The organism is Psychrobacter okhotskensis, assembly GCF_013248965.1.
Lineage (GTDB): Bacteria > Pseudomonadota > Gammaproteobacteria > Pseudomonadales > Moraxellaceae > Psychrobacter > Psychrobacter okhotskensis.
The window spans coordinates 12,530-34,754 of the sequence record NZ_JABRVQ010000019.1 but is presented as its reverse complement, the minus strand read 5'-3'; the positions used below and the strand labels follow the sequence as shown (position 1 = coordinate 34,754).

Sequence of the window (22,225 nt, the reverse complement as noted above, 5' to 3'; positions counted from 1 at the left end):
GGAGCGATCATGGCTGGTACACCGCATGAGATTATTGAAAAAAACACAGGTTTGTTGGTCATCGGTATTGTTATTGCTATTAGCTTCGCAACCCTAGTCGAGATTGTACCGCTGATTTATGATAATAAGAGTTCTGAAGATGGTGGTGTGAATGCTCCACTGCCTGCTATGGAGCCTTGGACTGCACTTGAATTCGAAGGTCGTGATATCTATATCCGTGAAGGTTGTCACGTCTGTCACACTCAGATGGTTCGTCCGCTACGTGCAGAAGTTGAACGTTATGGACCGTATTCACGTGCTGCTGAATCAACATGGGATCACCCGTTCTTATGGGGTTCTAAGCGTACTGGACCTGATCTAGCACGTGTTGGTGGTCGCTATTCAGAAGATTGGCAAAAACAGCATCTTATTGATCCACGTTCATTAGTTCCTGAGTCAGTTATGCCAGGATTCCCTTGGCTTGCGACTAACGAAGTCAACGGTACAAACGTTCAAACTAAGATGCGTTTATTCCGTGACCGGTTTGGTGTTCCTTACACTGAAGAGGACATCGAAGGTGCTCCTGATGCTGTTCTAGGGGCGACTGAGCTTGATGCTCTGGTTGCCTATCTGCAACAGTTAGGTACGGCAATGGAAGGACAGCGCTAATGGGGCTTGTTGAATTACAGATACTTGGAACCGTTTCTGCCTTTGTGGCTTTTGTAGCCCTTGCATGGTGGGCGTATTCGCCAAAAAACAAAAAACGCTTCGAAGAAGATGCACAACTTGCGCTTGATGATGAGGAGCAACGCACCTCATCTGAAGAGTGGCGCAATAAGGATAAAAAATGACATTTTTTTGGAGTTCTTGGATTACCATACTAAGTTTCGCCTGTTGGCTTTTTATTCTAGGTGTCTTATTAATGGTGTTGAAGTTTAAACCAGAAGTAGAGGAAGACGGCACCACTGGTCATGAGTATGACGGTATCACAGAATACGACAAACCGCTGCCTAAATGGTGGTTAGTAATATTCTTTGGCTCAATTGTTTGGGCAATAGCCTATTGGATATTTTTTCCAGCAATGTTCCCCAAGCATTGGGATGGTATCGCGACTGTAGAAGTTGACGGCGAAACCGTTGCTTGGACCTCACACACTGAATTAGCTAGTGAGCTTGAAAAGAATAACAAAGTCTTTACGGATAACTTTGAAAAAAGTATTTTGGTTAAAGCAAACGCTGCTGAAGCTACCCAAACGTTAGGTACGCTTAATGAATTGCAAGCAACTATGCGCCGTAGTGAGACGCCACCTGCAGATTTGCAAACGCAGATCGATGGAAAAATTGCAGAGCTTGCCCCTTACGTCGAAAAGCTATCTGAAAATCCGAACGCTCTAAAGGTCGGTAGCCGTTTGTTTTTACAGAACTGCTCGGTATGCCATGGCTCTAATGCGAAAGGAGCAACAGGTTATCCCAACTTGACTGATAACGACTGGCTGTACGGTGGTGAAGCACAAAATATCTTGACCACACTACATAATGGTCGCGTTGGTGGCATGCCAGCATGGCGTGATCAGATTGGTGAAGATGGTGTGCGTGCGGCATCAGAGTATGTACTATCACTATCTGCTAACAACGGTAGCAAAGATAACGGCAAGCTCGATCAAACTTTGGTCGCTCAAGGCAGTGCAATCTTTCAGCAAAATTGTGCCTTGTGCCATGATAAAGATGGTAAAGGAATGATCTCAGCAGGTGCACCTAACTTGACTGATAATATCTGGCTGTATGGCGGCGATCGCGAAACGGTACGAAATACACTACGTTATGGTCGTGCTGGTGTTATGCCGCAGTGGGAAACCAAGCTAGGTAATGAGCGTATCATGCTACTTGCTGCTTATATTTACTCTTTATCAGACAAGCCCGCTAAAGCCGCTCAAGCGCTACCAGTTACTGCTACTGCGCCGAACGAAGCAGCAGCTACTGTTAACTAAGATTGATTTAGTCATTCTTGATACGATAAATGGATAAGATAGAAAAAAGGGAGGACTGTTATTGCAGTTCTCCCTTTTGTTTGGCTGTTGTGCTAAAGGTGTTGAGTTAATGACCTCATTATCCTTGTCATAATATTCGCTTTATTTGGCCAATTACTTGCACTTGCACCTCTATGCCGACCAGTTTATTTTATATCACTACATGACATTTATTATTCTTATATAATGATTGTGTTTTAACATTATCACCCCATTTATAGTAGGGAGAATGTTAAAATAGCAAAACTTAAACACCACTTATCTGTCGCTATTTTTAGTATGAGTGGTTCAATCGTAATTGGCTATTTACAATCGCTCATTTGGTAGCAGGGTTCGCTGTTTTTTACAGTGATTATCCTACTCAGCTACTTACTGACATTGATAACATCGCACATTCCAACATCTTTTTATTATAGGTGTTTGTTCATCATGCCAGCAGACTGATTCTTTTTTTAAAGAGGCACGTTTATGTCAGCACCACAACCCAATAAAATCCCTGTACAGCAGATTGATCTTGATGCCACCAAGCATCGTATTCATCCTCGATTTATCACGGGTTTTTATCAAAATATCCGCGTCGTTAGTATGTATGCCTTTTTGGCGCTGTTTTTGTTACTGCCATGGCTGCGTTATAATGATAGGCAGGCAATATGGTTTGATGTGCCCTCGCAGCATTACTATATTTTTGGTATGACCTTTTTGACTCAGGATTTTTATTTCATTGCTGCGTTTGCGCTGATCGCCGCTTTTACCTTGTTTATGGTAACGGTGTACGCTGGTCGGGTATGGTGTGGCTATGCGTGTCCCCAAACGATCTGGACACATCTATATCAGTATGTTGAAAAATGGGTGATTGGTGACCGTAATAAGCGCATGAAGTTCGATAAAGAACCAATGAGTGCAAAAAAAGCTTTTAAACGTGGTTTGGTATATTCTATTTGGTTTGTTTTTTCAATGATTACGGCGACTACTTTCGTCAGCTACGTCTCTGGCACCGACAGCTTATATCATAGCTGGCAGATGATAGGCGCCATTCCCTTCCCTGATTGGCCTACGTGGATTTGGGTATCGGTCTTTATCTTTGCCTTTTCTACCTATGTAAATGCTGGCTACATGCGTGAGCAGATGTGTGTTCAGATCTGCCCTTATGGTCGCTTTCAAAGCGTCATGTTTGATAAAGATACACTCATTGTCTCCTATGATTATGAGCGCGGTGAGCCTCGCGGTGCCCGTAAAAAAGGCACAAATCCAGAGCACCTGGGCGACTGCATTGAATGTACCATGTGTGTGCAGGTCTGCCCGACTGGTATCGATATTCGTGATGGCTTACAAGTGGCTTGTATTCAGTGTGCTGCGTGCGTCGATGCCTGTAATGAAGTCATGGATAAGGTCGGTTATCCTCGTGGTTTGATTCGCTATACCACAGAACGGCAACTGGCAGAGAAAGAGAAAAGTCGAGTGCTACGCCCACGCTTTTTTGCCTATTTAACCTTACTGACTGTACTTTGTGGTGGTGTTGTTTATGCCTTGACCGATCGCGTACCTCTAGAGATTGACATTCGCCGTGACCGCAACCAGTTATCGTCGATCAACACTCAAGGTATGATTGAAAACAGCTATATCGTCAAGCTAACCAATAAAACCCAAGAACCGCATACCTATAAGATAACCCTTGCCCCGCAAGAAGGCCTGAGTTTAGAATTGCGTTTTAACGATGTACCATTAGAAGCGGGTGAAAGCTTTGACATGCCTGTCAGTATTTATGGTGATCCTGATGTCGTTGAATCTGGTCAAACACCGGTTACCCTAAATGTGAATAGTAATGATGGCAAGTATATGGTCAGCAAACAAAACGTCTTTACTACCCAAGGTCAGTAAACACTTGAGTCTGTTACGTCTAGATTTATATATTTTACCCGTTCGTCATCGGCAAGCGGGTTGTACATTATCATTAAACTGACAGGCATTAGCCGTCAATTTATCTGTCGATACCACTGTATAGCTATCTGATAACCAGATGTCTATGAACAGCTATTTGATTAATAGGTATTTTATGTCTACTCCAGCACCGAACTTTAAGCATCAAGATAGCCAGCCATGGTATAAAAACTATATGGTGGTTATCTTTGTGATTGGCATGCCAGCCTTTGTGGTGATTGCTTGCCTCTGGTTTGTTTATTACTCCTACCAGATTCGTGACAGTGTGGTTCGTGACGACTGGTATATGGATGGCAAGACGCTCTATCATGACGTGTCACGTGATAAGCTAACTTATGATTTGGACCTGCATGGCAAAATGCAATTTGCCGATAATGGCAATATTGTGTTTTATTTAAATTATCCTGAACAGAGCCTGCAGTCAGGTAAGTTGCTTAATGGCACACCAATTACTTATCCAGATACCTTGGATTTATCGATTTCGCATGCCACCGACATTAAAAAAGATCGTGATGTGGTGCTACAGCATCAAGAAGGCAATAAATACACTGCCAAAGCAGATATTGATCCGGTAAAAGCCAAGTATTATTTGCAAGTGAGTAATGAAGGCAAAGACGATTGGCGTATGCAAGATGTGGCGAAATTACCACGTTCAGAGGTTAGTTTTGACCCGCTACCGGTCTTTGCAGAAAGTTAATTTATATAAATTAGATTTCGTATATTCAGCGAATAATCAACTTATTAAGACATAAAAAAACCAGCCATTAATCAATAATGAGCTGGTTTTTTTATTGTTATCATTTAGCTATAGTCAATGAAAAGTAATATCGAACCATAACGCACTGCTGATATCCATTTTTCTGACTTGCTGTGCCTGCGCAGATAGAGGCTACGAAACACTGATATCAGCAATATCTTCGCGCTTTTAGGATATTTTGACCATAGTCAGCAATCTTTCCAAATTCCCTTCAATAAAACAGACCACTAGATAACAGGGTTGATCGTTGGAATCTTCTGTGTTGGTCGACTGCTTTCTATCGCTTTGTCTGTCTGTTGCTTACTAGCAAACTTTGGATTAAAAGTTTGCGTTTTTGGCGCGACTGGTAGGCCGATGTCAGCCAAGCTATCTGTCTGCCCTGCTTGAATATTATCCCCTTCAAATAAGCGCTCATTGTCGTCACGGTCGAGACTTAAGTGTTCAAAATCGAATAACTCACGGTCTGCTAATTGTGAAGGAGCAACGTTTTGCATGGCCTTAAAGATAGAGGCCAAACGCTGCGGATGAGCATTATCCCATTCGCGTAGCATGTCATTAATAATAGCGCGCTGTAGATTGGTCTGGCTACCACATAAGTTGCACGGGATAATCGGAAACGCTTTGAGGCGTGCGTATTCAATGATGTCTTTTTCTTCAACGTATGCCAAAGGGCGAATGAGCATGTTTTGCTTGTCGTCGCTGAGCAATTTTGGCGGCATCGATTTTAGCGCGCCGCCATGAAATAAGTTCAAAAAGAAAGTCGCGAGCATGTCGTCACGGTGATGACCAAGGGCAATTTTGGTCGCGCCAATCTGCTTGGCAAAACCGTATAACGAGCCACGACGCAAACGCGAACATGCTGAGCAATAAGTCTTGCCTTCTGGCACCACGCTTTTGACGATACTATAAGTATCTTTTTCTAAAATATAATGAGCAATGCCCTGCTCGTTCAGATACGCTGGCAAAATATCCTCAGGATAACCGGGCTGCTTTTGATCAAGGTTGACCGCGACGATATCAAAGTTGATCGGCGCAATACGTTTTAGCAGCAATAAAATATCAAGCAATGTATAACTGTCCTTACCACCTGACACGCAAACCATCACCACATCGCCATCTTCAATCATATTGAAGTCACGAATCGCCCAAGATACTTGGCGGCGCAGCTTTTTTTGTAGTTTGCGAAATATCGCTGTTTCTGTCAGTGCTTGTTCGTCAGCCAATTGCTCAGCACTGCCATAGTCAACACCAGCATGCTCACTATCAGCTGCCACGTCCATAGCATCATTGAGCTCGTCGTTCACCTCATCGTATTCCATACTATGTCTATCAGTCTCTAAAGAATGATTATCGAAGTCAGCATTGGTAGACAACTCGTTAAATTGAGGAGGGAATGTTGGTGTAAACAAGGTCGCTGCGGTCATAAATTACTCAATATCTTTGCAAGGATGATGTGACTATAATGATGTGACTATAAAGCAAGCTATAAAACAGAAGGCGTCTCAATATTAATAGTGACACACGAGTGAGACGCTAAAAGCCGCAGCGATTATAACAAAAATCACTAAGGTATTGAAAAGATGAGGCTAAATTATTAGCATAAATGCTATCGTTGTGGGCAAACAATCATAGAATGTAGTGAAAATCGATGCGAGGGACAAAATCTTATCGCCTTTATGGTTCTGTAATAGCCGTATTTTTGCTAAAATAGCCGTTTTTCGCCAATCAATAATAGACAACACTATGACTAACGCTACCACACCAGCCAACGCCCAAAATCAAACAGCCGATGAGCGCTTAACAACACTGCATAAAAGCCAAAATGCTGTTGTGCTACTGTCTGGTGGTCTCGATTCAGTGACTTGCTTATATTGGGCCAAGGCGCGTTATGCGTCGGTTACTGCGGTCAGCTTCAACTATGGTCAGCGTCACAATAGTGAGCTTGTCGCCGCAAAAAGTATCGCAGAAACAGCCGCGGTCAATCATCGTATTATCGATATTGATATCGCTCAGTTGGGCGGCTCATCATTGACCGATCACAGCATGATCGTTCCTGACGGAGATGCAGAGAAGTTCCCTAATAAGAAACGCGATGAGATTGATAACGATGCCATTCCAAACACTTATGTGCCTGCACGCAATACCATATTCTTATCTTATGCCCTAGCCGTCGCTGAAGTCATCGATGCCAACCATATCGTCATTGGCGTCAGCTCAGTCGACTATTCTGGCTATCCAGATTGTCGCCCTGAATACATCGCCGCTTTCGAGCACATGGCGAATCTAGCGACTAAAGCGGGTGTGACTGGTCATCATCTAACCATTCAGACGCCATTGCAGCAGTTATCCAAAGCGAAGACCATTGAGCTTGGGCTGTCATTGGGTGTCGATTATGGCCAGACGATTTCTTGCTACCAAGCCGATGCCAACGGTCTTGCCTGCGGCGTTTGCGACAGCTGCACCTTACGTCGTCAAGGGTTTGCCCAAGCAGGTGTCGCTGATCCCACCCATTATCAATCTTAGCGCTTGGATTGGTTATATGGGTTATAGTCAGGTCAATATAAAAAAGATACAGCGTGACTGATATAAATTTTTTGCCGCCTCTGTCTGCGTAGGCACAGCAAGCAAGAAAAATTTGTAACAGTCACACACCTTCATGTTGTGTCTCTACTCTATTTAGTATCGACTATATATAACCAAAGCATTTGTAAATTGGTACGGTGATAACCTCGCATGATTTACTATTGTCATATCTGTGCTCAGTTGCTTTGTACTGACTCAAAATTGCCTCGACTATAGCAGCGGACGCCATGACTAAACATTAGCGAAACATTCGCTTGCATTAACACAGCACGCCGCCGTTGTATTTTAATTGTGATACTTGCTATGGTATGAACGATTATATTTGTCATTAAATAGACAAATGGTAGAGAAAAAGTGCTATTTATCTCCATTTTTTATCTACCGTCATTTTATTTTGCTCTGCGTAAAAATCTACAAAATTGCCGCCACCTTTGAGAGGATATTTATGAAGTTATTGCCCGTATTACCCCTAGCCCTCGCTGCGCTGTTTGCCATGCCACAAGCCAATGCTATCGATATTAAGCAAAACAATATCAATACTTGCGTGAGCGGTGCCGTCAAGTATAAAGTCGCTGACAAGAGCAACGCGACCAAGCTATGCAATTGCACTATTGATGTCCGTAGCAACATGACAATCGGTCAAATGTGGGAAATTGAGAGCTATGCCCAAGACAAAAAAGACCCGTCAGGCCTACCCTATGTAAAGAAAATGCAAAAAGACTTGCAGCAATGCACTGTTGGCCTAGACTTAAAGCAACCACAAAAACCTGCATAAGCAATAAATGGGTTAATACAAAAAAGACTGGCAATGGCCAGTCTTTTTTGTTGCGAATGAATAAGTGAAGTGTAAAACTGAGTATTTATTTCTGCTAATCTGCCTATAATAAGAGCACCATAATCTAAAAAAACCATAAAACAATTAAGGATTTTACCATGGCTAAGCCAACCACAGAGACTATTGCCCTGCCCGACTTCCCAGTGACAATGGTACGTGAGCTAGATGGTCACTTTATTCATGATGATATTAGCTTAAAAGACTTGGTTGCTCATACTGACAAAGGACTGATCCTTTATTTTTATCCAAAAGACAATACTCCAGGTTGCACCACACAAGCGACAGAGTTCACAGCGCACATTAATGAGTTCGATGGCTTAGGCTATGATATCGTTGGGGTGTCCCGCGATAGTGCCGAATCTCATGAAAAATTTATCGCAAAATATGATTTACAGATTCCACTGATCAGTGATAACGACGAAAAGCTATGCCAGTACTTTGACGTCATTAAAGAAAAGAACATGTACGGTAAGATTACGTTAGGTCTGGTACGCTCGGCCTTCGTATTTGACAAAGACGGCAATCTTACTCATGCGCAGCGTAATCTACGTGCTAAAGACTATACTGAGCGCTTACTGACGATGTTAGCGCCATAACTTTTATTATGGTTATTGGCACTAACATCGTCATAGAATAGCGCTTATTGAGACGCTAAGCACAAACGATTAAAAGCCAACATCTTATCAGTCACTCACATCATATAAAATATAACTATTTGAGAATAATATGAATAACCAGTCAGACAGCACTGCCGCTAGTACATACCATCAAGTCACGCGCAAGGTATCGGTTGCCGTCATTGGCGCAGGGACAGCAGGACAGAATGCCTTTCGCCAAGCCAGTAAAACCAAAGATGATATCGTCATTATTAATGATGGCTTTTGGACGACCACCTGTATTGCGGTCGGTTGTATGCCCAGCAAACTGCTCATTGCCGCAGCCGACCGCGCTCATGATGCCAATCACTCTGCGGAATTTGGGATTCATGGCAGCGCTCAGATAAATGGCAAACAAGTCATGGAACGCGTCCGTACTGAGCGCAGTCATTTTGAAAGCTATATTGAAAAACAAGTCGATAGCTGGCCTGACCACAAAAAAATAGCGGGTCGCGCTCATATCAATGAGCAAGGTCTCATTGAGGTCAATGACGAGGTGATTGAAGCAGATAAAATCATCGTGGCCACTGGCAGCTCTCCTTTTATTCCAGAAGGTTGGGCCGATAAACTGGGCGAGACTTTACTGACGTCTGATACCGTTTTTGAGCTACCAGATTTACCAAAATCTATGGCGGTGGTTGGCGCTGGTGCTATTGGTTTAGAGCTTGCACAAGCATTTAATCGCTTGGGTGTAGATGTGACACTATTTAACCGTGTTAAAAAGGTAGCCGGACTGAAAGACTCAGACATTAGTAATAAAGCCATCGACTGCTTAAGCCGTGAGTTGACGATGCACTTGGGCAGTAAAATCAACGATATTGGCACGCAAGCGGCTAAAGGTAGTCAAGGAGCGCTCGCCTTTATTGATTATGAAGACAGCGCAGGTGAGACACAGCAGTGGCAAGGTGAATATGTACTGGTTGCGACGGGTCGCCGTAATAGTATTGAGCAGTTAGGCGTTGAAAACCTAGGGGTTGAGCTCGATGACAAAAATCGTCCAAAGAATCTGAGTAAAAAGACCGGTCAAATTGGTGATTTAAATGTCTTTATCGTTGGCGATGCCAATGCCCATATTCCACTGCTGCATGTGGCCAGTGATGAAGGATTTAGTGCGGGCAATATGGTCTGTGACAATGTAAAAAATGCTTATATTCGCCCACCAGCTGTACCCTTCTCTATCGTATTTTGTTCGCCACAAATCATCAACGTCGGTAAGTCTCTCCCCGAAATAGAAGAGGATGAAGAGCTAGAACACGTGGTTGGCAGCGTGAGTTTCGACAACCAAGGACGCAGCAGAGTCATGGGCGTCAACTGTGGCCTGCTACATATCTATGGCTGCAAAAAAACAGACAGAATCCTAGGTGCGAGCATGGTCGGTCCCGATGCCGAATATATCGGTCATATATTGGCGGTTGCTATCACCAATGACTTAAGTATTAAGCAATTACTGGACACGCCTTTTTATCATCCGACTATCCTAGAAGGTTTGCGTACCGCGCTACGCGATGTCCAACACAAAATGAAGATACCTTTTCAGTCTCAGGACACTCAAGAAAGCACTTCTTAATAACCTAAATAGTAGCGCTTTTAAACATTATGCTTAGTACCAATCTTCGCTCATGTCGTGTTGTATTGATTGTCACGACTTGAGGTCATCTAAAAACACTTTGCATGGACGACACAATGGCAATCGCTAGTATTACCGAGTTTTTTCAAGAGATCATTCGTGACTTACATACTAGCCTTTACCTTGCTCTCGGCGGCTCAATCGATGAGGAGTCATTCGATTGGACGTCGCAAGCGGTAGAGCTGACCAGCACGGGTATTAAAATCCTGATACTGCTTGCGGTATTAGGGTTTTTTTATTGGTTGGCTATTTATATTGTCAAAAAAAGCAAATCCCGAATCCGTCTGAATGAACGCCGGTCAAAAATAGTGCGCTCAGTTTTGCGTTATATTTGGATCGTTGCCAGCTTGATTGCCATTATGAGTCAGATTAGCTTTGAACCAGAGACGATCAAAGCCACGGCTAAGGCCAGTACTTGGGCGGGCATCTATTACGTGCTGTGGACGTCTTCTGGACAAATCATTCACAAAGTATTGCAGCATTACGGCCTCAATGCCTCTATTGAGCAGCTGCTTAAAAACATCTTGTCGGTATTATTGTTGGTATTGGGGCTTGCCAGCGTCATGGCGCAGTTTGGCTTTGATATTGTGTCTTTAGTAGCAGGTCTCGGTATCGCTGGTTTAGCAGTTGGTTTTGCTGCCCAATCGACGCTTGCCAACTTTATCGCTGGCATTACGATCTTGCTTGAGCAGTCCTTTCAAGTAGGCGACTGGGTTAATATCAATGATAATGAAGGTCGTGTGGTGGTGATTGCCCTACGTACCACTCACGTTTTGACTCGAGACAACATCACTGTCATTATTCCAAACTCCAACGTCGCCTCCTCTGAGGTAACCAATCTAACCTCAAAAAACTTTATCCGCTTTGATGTCCGTGTGCGTATTGCGTTTGAAGATGACATTGATAACGCCCGCAAAGAGATTTTGCAGGTACTTACCGACAATGACGTGGTGCTTAATCGTCCTGAAACCTCAGCAACCGTCGATGAAATTGGCGAATATGGGGTATTCTTTATCGTGCGTTTTTGGGTAAAACCGGCCGCTGTTGCGCGTATGCCCAAGATTAAAGAAGGTCTAAGAGAAGATATCAAGCGTGCCTTTGATGCGGCCAATATATCCACCCCTTATCCGCATATGCGCCTGCTGATGCCAAAAGACGTGGATTATCCTATCGCGACCAAACCTTTTGCGACTACAACGCAGGTAGTATCAGAAAAACTACCGCTAACCAAGGGTAATAAATAACGTTTATTAAGGGGTGTCCCTAATCTGGAAACGTAAGCTCAAAAGCTTTAAGCGACAGAGACCACTCCAAACATGGCTCTCTAGAATATGGCCAAAGCAGCTAGCGTAGCTTGCAAAGTCTAAAAAAATCTCATATATTTTGATAGCTTATCTTGTGAATATAAGCCTAAAGATTTGCTTATGGATTACTATAACTATTATCATATAACTGCAGCATTTTGAAAACAAAAGACAATAACCTAAATCGGAGTAAATAATGATTACCCATGTACCTGATATGACTTTTAAAACTCGTGTTCGTGATGAATCTATCGGAGGAGACAACCCATTCACATGGTATGACCTCACCACAGATGAGTTATTTGCCAATAAAAAAGTGGTCGTGTTCTCACTACCAGGTGCCTTTACGCCAACGTGTTCGACCAGCCATCTCCCTCGTTATGAGGAGCTTTATGATGAGTTCAAAGCGTTAGGTATAGATGAAGTCGTTTGCGTTTCTGTCAACGATGCTTTTGTCATGTACCAGTGGGGCCTAAAGCAGAACCGTGAAAACGTTTTTTTGCTGCCTGATGGCAATGGTGAGTTCACTCGTAAAATGGGCATGCTGGTTGATAAGAGTAATCTTGGCTTTGGTATGCGCTCATGGCGTTATTCGATGCTTGTCGACAACAAAGCCATCAAAAAAGTGTTTAAGGAAGCTGATTTCGGCGACAACTGTCCAATAGACCCATTTGAAGTATCAGATGCAGACACTATGTTAAATTATTTGAAAAGTAACGCTTAATCACAATGCTTAAGTACATTGGCTCTTGACTTCTATTGTCAGAAGTCGATAGATACTCAAATACTGAGGCTCGAATACTGTCGAACTGCCAAACTACCAAACTGCATAGTCTTTGAACATAAGGGCTATGCAGTTTTTTTATATTTTTTACCAGAATTTCTATTGCTGAGCGGTGTTATTTTCCTCATTTGACTGCAATTTATCTCATATTTATTACCATTTTTAAAATGAGGACATGCTTTAGATTAAAAACCAATAATGAGCCATTTTTTTAATCTGACGCTATAGCCAAAATATCCTAAAAACACGACGGTATTGCTGATATCAATTTTTTGTAGCCTCTGTCGGCGCAGGCACAGCAAGCAAGAAAAATGGATATCAGCAGTGCATGATGTATCTGTGTGACTTTTCACTCACTATAGATATAGTCAGAGCACTTTTAAACCGCTACGGTGTTATCCGCCCTAGATGTACTCGATGTACTATCTGCGGTCAGTCGCCTTATAGCGATTCTAAAATTCCTTGACTATAGTACTGATTTTAATAATGCCTTAACGCCAAAATTTTAAACACCATCTTTTAATCAAAGCCACTTAAACCATCCATAGCGTAATTATGGTAAAATTGACGGTTAAACATCTTATCTTATGATGTGCCTTATTTATCAATATTTATCAATTTAGCCCACAGGTATCCGTATGACCGAAACAACCGCGCCAGCCCTTGCCGCCGCATCTTCACCAGCGTTGTCAGAAGCACTTTCACCAGCGCTCTCAGCAGAGTTGTCACTTGAGCTGATTATCACTTGTGCCGATGGGCTTGAGGCACCGCTACAGACTGAGCTGACGAGTTTTGGTATTGCAAGTGACATCAAAAGTACCGGCCGTCTGACCGTTACGGGTACATTGCGTGATCTCTATACGATTTGTCTGTGGTCGCGAGTGGCATCGCGGGTATTGATGCTGATTAAACGCAGAAATATCAACGCCGAGTATGATGTGGCAGAGCAGCTTTATGGCTTAGCGAAGTCGGTCAATTGGACGGAGCAGTTTAAACTTGAGCAAACCTTTGCCATTCGTCTGTCTGTCGACAAACGCGTCGCTGTCAGCCAGCAGTTTGCCATGCTACGTATCAAAGATGCGATTGCTGATACCTTTAATGAAGTTTATGACAGCCGCCCTAACGTCGATAGCAAGCACCCAGATTTTGCTATTTTCGCGACCGTTAATGACAAGCAAGCCGAATTGTATTTAGATTTATCAGGTACTAGCTTGCATCGCCGTGGTTATCGCGTGGCAATGACCGAAGCGCCCCTCAAAGAAAACTTGGCAGCAGCTTTGCTCTATAGTGCAGGCTGGCATAAGAAGAACGACGCTGGCGATGCACCTTTTTATAATGCGTTAATCGATCCAATGTGTGGCTCAGGCACCTTTATTATTGAAGCACTACTCATGCATTGTGATTACGCAGTGGGTATTGATAAAGCCGCCAATCAATTTGGCTTTTATCAATGGCAGCATCATGATGATGCGTTATGGCAACAGATGATTGATGATGCCCAAACACGTTTCCGCGAAGCCTTAGCAATTGCTAACGAGCAGCCAGATACCCTACCACTAATCTTGGGTTATGATGCGGATAGTGGCGCGATTCTCGCCACAGAAAAAAACCTGATTGCCGCTGGCCTACAAGACTTGCTACCGCTACTCGACATCGAAACACGCGCACTTGACCGTCTAAGCAGTGTGCTAAAGCCGTTGGTCGATGATGGTCGATTGAGCAATCCTCTAATTATCACCAACCCACCTTATGGTGAGCGTTTGGGTGATGAAGAGATGATTAAGCCATTGTATCAAGCGATTGGGCTTATTCTGCAAGACAGCTTTGCCGGTAGCGGCATTGATCCGATGCTTGGTATATTGGCCTCTCATGTCGAGCAAGTCGATATCTTGCCGATTAAAGAGCCAAAAACCTTACGCTGTCATAATGGTGCCATTACCGTTTATTTCCGCTATGGCACGTTGATTGCTGGGCAAACAGGCAATCTTGTGAGCCGTTTTGAAAAGCGTGAGATTGAAGTAGAAGACGGTCAAGACTTTATTAACCGCCTACAAAAAAATCTTGCCAAGCTAAAAAAACTGGCTAAAAAAGACAATGTCAGTAATATCCGTGTCTATGACGCTGACCTGCCAGATTTTAAAGTGGCTATCGACTTATATGGTGACTACGCGCACGTGCAAGAATATGCACCGCCGAAAACCATACCACCCGAGACCGCTAAAAAACGCTTTAATCTAGCTTTGATGGGTATTCGTGAAGTGTTCGATATTAACCGCGAACAAATCTTTATCAAAACTCGGGCACGCCAATCTGGCAATGATCAATATAGCAAACAGAACACCACAGAAAAGCGCGGCAAGTTTCATGTCGCTCGCGAAGATGGTGCATATTTCTACGTCAACTTTACCGATTATCTCGATACCGGTTTGTTTATTGACCATCGTAATATGCGCGCACGGATTAAAGACAACAGTCGTAATAAATCAGTACTGAATTTATTTGCTTATACCTGTACGGCAAGTGTGCATGCGGCATTGGCGGGTGCCAAAAAAGTCACCAGCGTTGACTTGTCACAGAACTATCTCGATTGGGGCAAGCAAAACTTTGTGCTCAACGGTTTGGACGTCAGCCGCAATAAATATCAATTCGTTGCTGCCGATATCTTTGAGTGGATTAAGGAAAATACCGAGCAATTCGATATTATCTTTATCGATCCACCGACCTTTTCAAACTCGAAAAAGTTCCAAGGTACTTTTGATGTGCAGCGAGATCATGCTGCTATTATTAATCGCGCGATGAATCGCTTAACCGCTGATGGCGTCTTATATTTCTCAAACAACTTTACCCGTTTTGAGCTCGATGAGCAATTAATCGAGCGCTATGACATCGTTGATATCACACAAAAAACCATTGGCTTCGATTTTAATATCAAAAAGCCGATTCATCAAAGTTTTGAGATTCGTCATCGTCAAGGGTAAATGAAAGCCTTGCAACCCTTCTAACGCTCAGTAAAATGACCAAATTTTACTTAAAAACAATAATGACTCAATCTACTTTGATTGGGTCATTTTTTGTTGTTATGATAGAGCGTGATTAAGCGTTGGTCTCGGGATAATTCTGACTCTAGCAACGCTTTTACTTCTATAAAATTAGGGTTTGTTGAACATTCAAATATTAGGACTGCTGATTGCTAAAATCGTCCCAAACCCTTTATCAAACTAGGCGTAAACCGACGATAATGTCGAGACCTTAGCTAGGTTTACAACAACGTTTGGGGTGATTTCAGTATCAGCCTTTCAGGGCAGGGCTATTTTTTGCCAATACATGGCGAAATTGTCTAACCTAGAATGACTAGGCGTCAAAAATTTCACTGCGTATTGTCTAAAAAATAGCCACTGCCAGTGCCAGATTTGAATGTTCAACAAACCCTAATATCAAACTTTTAAAAAAAACGTTTAATTTACTCTAATAACTTTAATTTACTCTAATAACAAGGACAGCCCCATGGCTTTATCACTTAATAAAGGCGGTAACTTATCGCTAACGAAAACTGACCCAAATTTAACCAAGTTGCTTATTGGTCTTGGTTGGGATGAGCGCGCAACCTCTGGTGCTGAGTTTGATCTTGATGCCAGTGTATTTTTGCTTAGCACCGCAGGCAAAGTGCGCGGCGATCATGACTTTATCTTTTACAACCAACTCAAATCTGACAATGGCGCGGTTGAGCATACTGGTGATAACCGTACGGGCGAAGGCGACGGTGATGATGAAGTCGTTAAAGTAAACCTCACCCAAGTACCTGCTGATGTCGACAAAATCGTCGTCACTGTCACTATCCATGATGCAGCGGCTCGCAGTCAAAACTTTGGTCAAGTAGCCAACGCTTTTATTCGCGTCGTTAATGAAGAAACCGGCACCGAGGTGGTACGTTTTGATTTGGCAGAAGATTACTCTGTTGAGACCGCGATGGTATTTGGTGAAGTCTATCGCCATAACGGTGAGTGGAAATTCCGCGCCGTTGGTCAAGGCTACTCTGGTGGCTTGCAAGCCATGTGTCAGCAATACGGCGTTGATATCTAAAGCCGTATTTAGGTTGGTATCGTCATCATGGTTGGGATGATTAGCACGACTAAAACCAGCGTTTAAAGCAGCTTTATTAGCCAGTTATACAAAATAATTTTATGGGCGAATTATCGAGTAACTTTACAACGTACTTTTAGTTGCAAAATAGCCACAATTATTGATAGCCAAACGACCAATAATGCTTTATGTTTCGTTTAAAATTATGCACTAAGAAGTGGTTAGCAATAGCCACTTTTTTTGTGGTTTGAGTCTATAATAGACCGACCTTAGCTTTACGCAACCAGACAGGATGTGTCATGAGACATTTTTATTTAGACTTTATCTTCACGGCCATTGCCTTAGCGGTCGCGGCGTGGTGGGGATATTCACATGGTGGTATGGGCGGCTTGATAACCACCCTATCTATTACTGCTATTTTGGCCGTCATGGAGATTTCATTATCATTTGATAATGCGGTGGTCAACGCCTCAGTCCTCAAAGGCTGGGATGAGTTTTGGAAAAAGATATTTTTAACGGTTGGTATTTTAGTTGCTGTATTTGGTATGCGCTTGGTATTCCCTATCGTTATCGTTGCGGTTACTGCTGACTTGGGTATTATGCAAGTGGTCGACCTAGCGTTAAACGATCCTAAAGAATATTCAGCCAGATTATTGGCGCATCATGCTGAAATCTCAGCATTTGGTGGTATCTTCTTATTACTGGTGTTCTTGAACTTTATCTTTGACGATAAAGAAGTACATTGGTTTGATTGGCTTGAGAGCCGTTTGGCAAAACTGGGTAAAGTCGATGCCATGAGTGTGTTTGTGGCGCTTATCGTGTTGATGATTGCGGTATCATTTGCTAACCCTGAGCAGTCAGCAGCGGTATTGATTGCAGGCGTATGGGGTATCTTGGTATACCTTGGCGTACAAGTGGTTTCGGGTATGCTTGAAGGTGACCTTGAAGCAGATTTAGAAAATGAAGAAAATGGCTCGGGCGCTGCGGCGACCAGCGCGATTATGAAAGGCGGTATTATCGGCTTCTTATATCTAGAAGTTCTTGATGCTTCATTCAGTTTCGATGGCGTGATTGGCGCATTTGCGATTACCAATGACGTTATCGTTATTATGCTGGGTCTAGCAATCGGTGCGATGTTTGTGCGTTCGATGACGATATTCTTAGTCGATAAAGGCACGCTTGATGAGTTTGTTTACCTTGAGCATGGCGCGCATTATGCTATCGGTGCTTTAGCGATTATCATGCTATTGTCAGTGAAATTCCATGTGCCAGAAATTATCACTGGTCTGATTGGTATTGCCTTTATTGGTTGGGCGTTCGTGGCCTCACTCAATTATCGCAAGCAAGAAGCAAAATCGATTAGCTGATAAACTGCAAGTTTGAAGCGTAGTAAGCATCATATTGTTTTAATGACAGGTTATACCAAAAAGTTGGTATAACCTGTTTTCGTTTATGAGCATTTTTTATTTACGGCATGCAACTTTTACAAAGTATTTTAGCTGTTTATCGCCCTGCTCTTTGGTTAATTACTGGCGATTGGTAAAATACTTTGCGATAACAATATCTTAACCACTGTTGCTCAGTTTGTTAAAAAGTATCAGAGTTACAGCACTGATATGTCCCTTAGTAACCATCTAGTAAGCGCACAAAATAGACCTTGCTTAGTGAGCACTCGCTTAGTATAGTAAAACGTAATGATATGCAGGACGTGGCATACAGGTATATTCATTTAACTTTTATACCAACACTACCACAACTGCATAATTTTTAATTCATTCTTTCGAAAACCCAATCCACTTAATTATTAATCTAAAGGATATCTATATGGCTATTAGCTTAACGAAAGGCGGCAACGTAAACTTATCAAAAGAAGCGCCTGGTTTAACCAATATTACGGTCGGTCTTGGCTGGGATCCACGCGCCACTGACGGTCAAGAGTTTGACTTAGACGCGATTGGCTTTTTGGTCAATGAAGCCGGCAAAGTACGTAACGATCAAGATTTTATCTTTTTTAACAATCTAAAGTCAGACAATGGCGCGGTCGAGCATACTGGCGATAACCGCACTGGTGAAGGTGATGGCGATGATGAAAAAATCAAAATCAACCTTGCTAGCATCCCAGCTGACGTCAGCAAAGTTGCTATTTGCGCCATCATTTATGAAGGTCAAAGCCGTAACCAAAACTTCGGTCAAGTAGGCGAAGCTTATATCCGTGTCGTAAACGACAATGGCGATACTGAAATCGCTCGTTATGACCTATCAGAAGACGGTAGCACTGAAACAGCGATGATCTTTGGCGAATTGTATCGTCATAGCGGCGATTGGAAATTCCGCGCCGTTGGTCAAGGCTTCAGCGGTGGTCTTGGACCATTAGCTGCCTCTTATGGCGTAAACGTCTAATTTAGATCGTTTAGATCGTTAACAGTGGCAGTCAGCTAGCTGATTGCCCGCTATATAAGCTATCAAGTGTGCCTTTTTAAAGCATTTGATGGCTTTAAATTTAATGGCTCCTCTAAAATCGAAAAACAACTTATCAAAAGAATATCTATCGAATTTCAAAGTATATGTCAAAGCATTAGAATAAGGATTTGCACCCATGTCCGCAACATTTAGCTTAATCGGTACCATTGAGCCTTTTTTACATTGCAACCTCAAAAAGGGTGACTCGATCTATTGTGAAGCCAATGCCATGGTCATGATGGAATCTAACCTTGAGCTAAAAGGTAAGCTGCAAGGTGGCCTTATGCAGTCATTGATGCGCCGCTTTGCTAATGACGAATCACTGTTTCAGCAGCAGATTGAGGCGACGGGCGGTGAAGGCGATTGTTTGCTAGCACCGACGCTCGATGGTGATATGCAAATTATCGATTGCGGCGCTCAGCAATATACCTTGAGCGATGGCGCTTTCGTCGCTGCACAAACGGGTGTCGATATCAGAGCCAATATTCAGCGTAACCTCGGCGGCGCGGTGTTTGGTGATACTGGTGGCTTTATGGTTATGCAGACGCAAGGTCAAGGTCAGGTCGTGGTATCTGGCTTTGGCTCGTTGTTTGAGATTGATGTCACCCCAGACAAAGACGTCATCATCGATAATGGTCATGTGGTCTGCTGGGACTCAAATCTTGAGTACAAGCTGTCGGTCTCAACCAGCAAGAAGAAAGGTATCATGAGCAGCATCATTAACTCGGTCACCAGTGGCGAAGGTATGGTGTTGAACTTCTCTGGCACTGGTAAAGTCATTATCTGTTCGCGCAATCGTGATAGCTATCAAGGCTGGCTACAAAGCATCTTGGGCAGTAGCTCCGGAGGTCGTGGTGGCGGTGGCGGCTTTTTAGATAATATTTTATAGCTCGATTTTTAACCAAAATGAACAACTGAAAATATCACTGAACGTTGCAGTATTCCACTCACAATTATTATCATATCATTTACGAAAATTCGAGTAGCAAGTAAAACAAGTGCAAGTACTACGCTCTGTAGACTAAGCTAGTTTGACACCACTAACCGTATTTTTTGAGAGTGATATAAGGATTTTATCATGGCAGTTAGTTTACAAAAGGGACAAAAGATATCCCTAAGCAAAGAAGCCGGTGGCGATCTGACTCAAGTAAAATTGGGTTTAGGTTGGGACGTAGCACAAGGACCGCAAGAGAAAAAAGGGGGCTTCTTAGGCAAGTTGTTTGGAGGTGGCAGCGGCGGCGATTCTATCGATTTAGACGCTTCGTGCATCATGTTTGATGCCAATAAACAAGCAGTCGATGCCATTTGGTTCAACCAGCTTAAATCAAAAGATGGCAGTATCGTCCACACAGGCGACAACCGTACTGGCGACGGTGATGGCGATGACGAAGTTATCAACGTCGATCTTTCAAGAATCCCTGCTGATGTCGTCTCGCTGGTATTTACCGTCAATAGCTTCACTGGTCAAACGTTTGAAACAGTAGAAAACGCTTTTTGCCGTATCGTGAACGCCAATAATAACCAAGAGGTCGCACGCTATAACCTATCAGCGCAAGGCAGTCATACAGCGATGGTGATGGCAAAAGTCTATCGTCATAACAATGAATGGAAAATGCATGCCATTGGCGAAACTGCCTCAGGTCGTACTTTCCATGATTTGATGCCTGCTATTACGCCACATGCTTAAAGGCCTATAAAGTCTAAACAGTTTTTACTTGTAACGCTTTAAAACGTTAACACTTAAAAGCAATCAGCCCGTCTATTATTAATAATAGACGGGCTGATTTTTTGTATTAATGGATGCTATTCAAGCACTTACTTACTACCACGTTTCCAGCTAAAGCCCCAATTAAAGGCTTTATCCATTTCTTGATGGCCTTTAAAGTATTGATTGATACGTTCAACATTGATACTGCCTTGTTGGTTGACCAAACGCGCAATGGCACACATTGGCAAGTTGCCTGTGCCTTCTGTTAAACGCGTCTCAATCGGCGACTGATCGGGCACATGAATGGTCACTACCCCATCCGTTTTTGCCCAGTTCGGCGCACCTTCGTAGATGAAAGCAAAGATAAATACTTCCTCAATTTGCGACCACTGCTGACCATTGATATCGAGCCACTCCCCGCCACTCACTTGTCCTGTCCTATCATCAGCACGCAGACAGACGTAAGGTGCTGACTGCAAACTACCAAAGCGATTGCCCAAGGCTTGAATCAAAGTTTTTTCGCCGTTTTTTAGATGAATCATTGCCCCGACGTCAAGGTCAATACCGCCCGCTTTATGCTGTTTGAACAGGTCACCTAACAAGCCTTTTTTCGGTGCTTGCTTATCCATATCTGGACGTTGGTTCCAGTTTAGGTTGACCGAGATTTTGCCAAAGTCATCACGCTTCTTAAGATTGATACTGGATTGGTTTTTGGTTAAGGTAATTTTGCTCAAGTTGATCGAAGGGCTGGCTGGAATCGGTGGCGGCGCGCTTGCTTGAGTGGCACTGCCCGCCTTTTGCGTATTGATTGGACGTTGAGTATTGATAGGTTGAGCCTGATTGCTATTTTGAGATGGGGGCTGCGCTGGTGCTTCATCGGCAATCTCTACACCGAAATGTTCGGACAAAGGCTTTAAGCCACCTTCAAAACCTTGGGCAATAAAGCGAAACTTCCAGCTGCCCTGCCGACGATAGCATTCTGCTAAAATAATGGCTTTTTCATTACGCCCAGCACTACTAAGCTGACAAGTCATCAGCACTTGGCTGCCTTGCAATACTTGGATATCTACATCGCCAACTTGCGCCAATGTCTGCGTACTAGAAAATGCCAAGGCAATTTTATCAATATTCGCCGGTTGCGCTGCTAAATTAATGTCGAAAAACCCATCACTGTCGTGACCTCGGAAGCTGACATTGCCGTCATCACTACGCGTCTGCCCATAAAATATCATATCGCCATCACCGCGCACTTTACCATCAGTAGTCAGACGATAAGCGGCACAATCGATGGCGTTTTGACTTAAAATTCGGATGCTGATACTGTCAGTCGGTAGTGGCGCATTGGCACCAGCAATCAGCTTTTGTGGTTCGGTTTGGCTCATCTTATATCCTTTAAATTTATTATATTAGCGTTTTTTATGTTCACTATCGTTATATAGTAGCATGGATAATGCCAGACTTTTAATCAGCACACTAAGGCGTGCTCTC

The 22,225-nt window shown here is 43.2% G+C and carries 19 protein-coding genes; 17 read left to right on the top strand and 2 right to left on the bottom strand.

The features are described 5' to 3' along the window. The first annotated feature begins 9 nt into the window (after nt 1-9). The 5 genes from ccoO to HQR03_RS09920 all read left to right on the top strand — a co-directional run bounded on the left by ccoO (nt 10) and on the right by HQR03_RS09920 (nt 4,640). The gene (gene ccoO / locus HQR03_RS09940) at nt 10-648 is read left to right on the top strand and encodes a cytochrome-c oxidase, cbb3-type subunit II (RefSeq protein ID WP_173240062.1); all 639 of its coding nucleotides are present in this window, start codon (nt 10-12) and stop codon (nt 646-648) included. After that, nucleotides 648-830, top strand: a complete 183-nt coding sequence (locus HQR03_RS09935) for a cbb3-type cytochrome oxidase subunit 3 (RefSeq protein ID WP_173240061.1) — start codon at nt 648-650, stop codon at nt 828-830. Before ccoO ends, HQR03_RS09935 begins: the two co-directional genes overlap by 1 nt. Then, nucleotides 827-1,966, top strand: a complete 1,140-nt coding sequence (ccoP, locus tag HQR03_RS09930) for a cytochrome-c oxidase, cbb3-type subunit III (RefSeq protein ID WP_173240060.1) — start codon at nt 827-829, stop codon at nt 1,964-1,966. Before HQR03_RS09935 ends, ccoP begins: the two co-directional genes overlap by 4 nt. A 507-nt stretch (nt 1,967-2,473) precedes the next feature. Then, on the top strand, nt 2,474-3,883 hold the full coding sequence (gene ccoG, locus HQR03_RS09925) for a cytochrome c oxidase accessory protein CcoG (RefSeq protein WP_173240059.1): 1,410 nt from the start codon (nt 2,474-2,476) through the stop codon (nt 3,881-3,883). Nucleotides 3,884-4,058: 175 nt separating this feature from the next. Then, nucleotides 4,059-4,640 (top strand): FixH family protein, encoded by a 582-nt coding sequence (locus HQR03_RS09920; RefSeq protein ID WP_173240058.1) that lies wholly within the window; start codon nt 4,059-4,061, stop codon nt 4,638-4,640. A 287-nt stretch (nt 4,641-4,927) separates the two neighbouring features. On the opposite strand, the gene ttcA is transcribed toward HQR03_RS09920, so the two are convergent. Further along, a complete protein-coding gene (ttcA, locus tag HQR03_RS09915) occupies nt 4,928-6,019 on the bottom strand; it encodes a tRNA 2-thiocytidine(32) synthetase TtcA (RefSeq protein ID WP_413772491.1) in 1,092 nt (363 codons plus the stop codon). 487 nt (nt 6,020-6,506) lie between these two features. On the opposite strand from ttcA, the gene queC reads away from it, so the two are divergent. From queC to HQR03_RS09855, 12 genes are all read left to right on the top strand, one after another. Further along, nucleotides 6,507-7,223, top strand: coding sequence for a 7-cyano-7-deazaguanine synthase QueC (gene queC / locus HQR03_RS09910; RefSeq protein ID WP_198015410.1), 717 nt, complete (start codon nt 6,507-6,509; stop codon nt 7,221-7,223). Between the two features lie 505 nt (nt 7,224-7,728). After that, entirely contained in the window at nt 7,729-8,058 is a 330-nt protein-coding gene (locus tag HQR03_RS09905) for a hypothetical protein (protein ID WP_025651003.1), read from the top strand. A gap of 158 nt (nt 8,059-8,216) precedes the next feature. Further along, nucleotides 8,217-8,714, top strand: coding sequence for a peroxiredoxin (locus HQR03_RS09900; RefSeq protein WP_173240056.1), 498 nt, complete (start codon nt 8,217-8,219; stop codon nt 8,712-8,714). 130 nt (nt 8,715-8,844) lie between these two features. Then, nucleotides 8,845-10,341, top strand: coding sequence for a dihydrolipoyl dehydrogenase (locus tag HQR03_RS09895; RefSeq protein ID WP_173240055.1), 1,497 nt, complete (start codon nt 8,845-8,847; stop codon nt 10,339-10,341). A gap of 116 nt (nt 10,342-10,457) precedes the next feature. Next, nucleotides 10,458-11,645, top strand: a complete 1,188-nt coding sequence (locus tag HQR03_RS09890) for a mechanosensitive ion channel family protein (protein ID WP_227674993.1) — start codon at nt 10,458-10,460, stop codon at nt 11,643-11,645. 256 nt (nt 11,646-11,901) lie between these two features. Beyond that, complete coding sequence (locus HQR03_RS09885) at nt 11,902-12,429, top strand: peroxiredoxin (RefSeq protein WP_173240053.1); 528 nt, start codon at nt 11,902-11,904, stop codon at nt 12,427-12,429. Nucleotides 12,430-13,127: 698 nt separating this feature from the next. Further along, nucleotides 13,128-15,467, top strand: a complete 2,340-nt coding sequence (rlmKL, locus tag HQR03_RS09880; protein ID WP_173240052.1) for a bifunctional 23S rRNA (guanine(2069)-N(7))-methyltransferase RlmK/23S rRNA (guanine(2445)-N(2))-methyltransferase RlmL — start codon at nt 13,128-13,130, stop codon at nt 15,465-15,467. A 526-nt stretch (nt 15,468-15,993) separates the two neighbouring features. Further along, nucleotides 15,994-16,569, top strand: a complete 576-nt coding sequence (locus HQR03_RS09875; protein ID WP_025650997.1) for a TerD family protein — start codon at nt 15,994-15,996, stop codon at nt 16,567-16,569. 299 nt (nt 16,570-16,868) lie between these two features. After that, nucleotides 16,869-17,936: a DUF475 domain-containing protein gene (locus HQR03_RS09870; protein ID WP_101210979.1), complete on the top strand. Its 1,068-nt coding sequence runs from the start codon at nt 16,869-16,871 to the stop codon at nt 17,934-17,936. Nucleotides 17,937-18,393: 457 nt separating this feature from the next. After that, the gene (locus HQR03_RS09865; RefSeq protein ID WP_025650995.1) at nt 18,394-18,969 is read left to right on the top strand and encodes a TerD family protein; all 576 of its coding nucleotides are present in this window, start codon (nt 18,394-18,396) and stop codon (nt 18,967-18,969) included. A gap of 196 nt (nt 18,970-19,165) precedes the next feature. Continuing rightward, nucleotides 19,166-19,918, top strand: a complete 753-nt coding sequence (locus tag HQR03_RS09860; RefSeq protein WP_173240051.1) for a TIGR00266 family protein — start codon at nt 19,166-19,168, stop codon at nt 19,916-19,918. Between the two features lie 189 nt (nt 19,919-20,107). Further along, complete coding sequence (locus HQR03_RS09855; RefSeq protein WP_025650992.1) at nt 20,108-20,716, top strand: TerD family protein; 609 nt, start codon at nt 20,108-20,110, stop codon at nt 20,714-20,716. A 128-nt stretch (nt 20,717-20,844) separates the two neighbouring features. Here HQR03_RS09855 and HQR03_RS09850 read toward each other — a convergent pair whose 3' ends face one another. After that, entirely contained in the window at nt 20,845-22,119 is a 1,275-nt protein-coding gene (locus tag HQR03_RS09850; protein ID WP_101210981.1) for a TerD family protein, read from the bottom strand. Between the last annotated feature and the right edge of the window lie 106 nt (nt 22,120-22,225).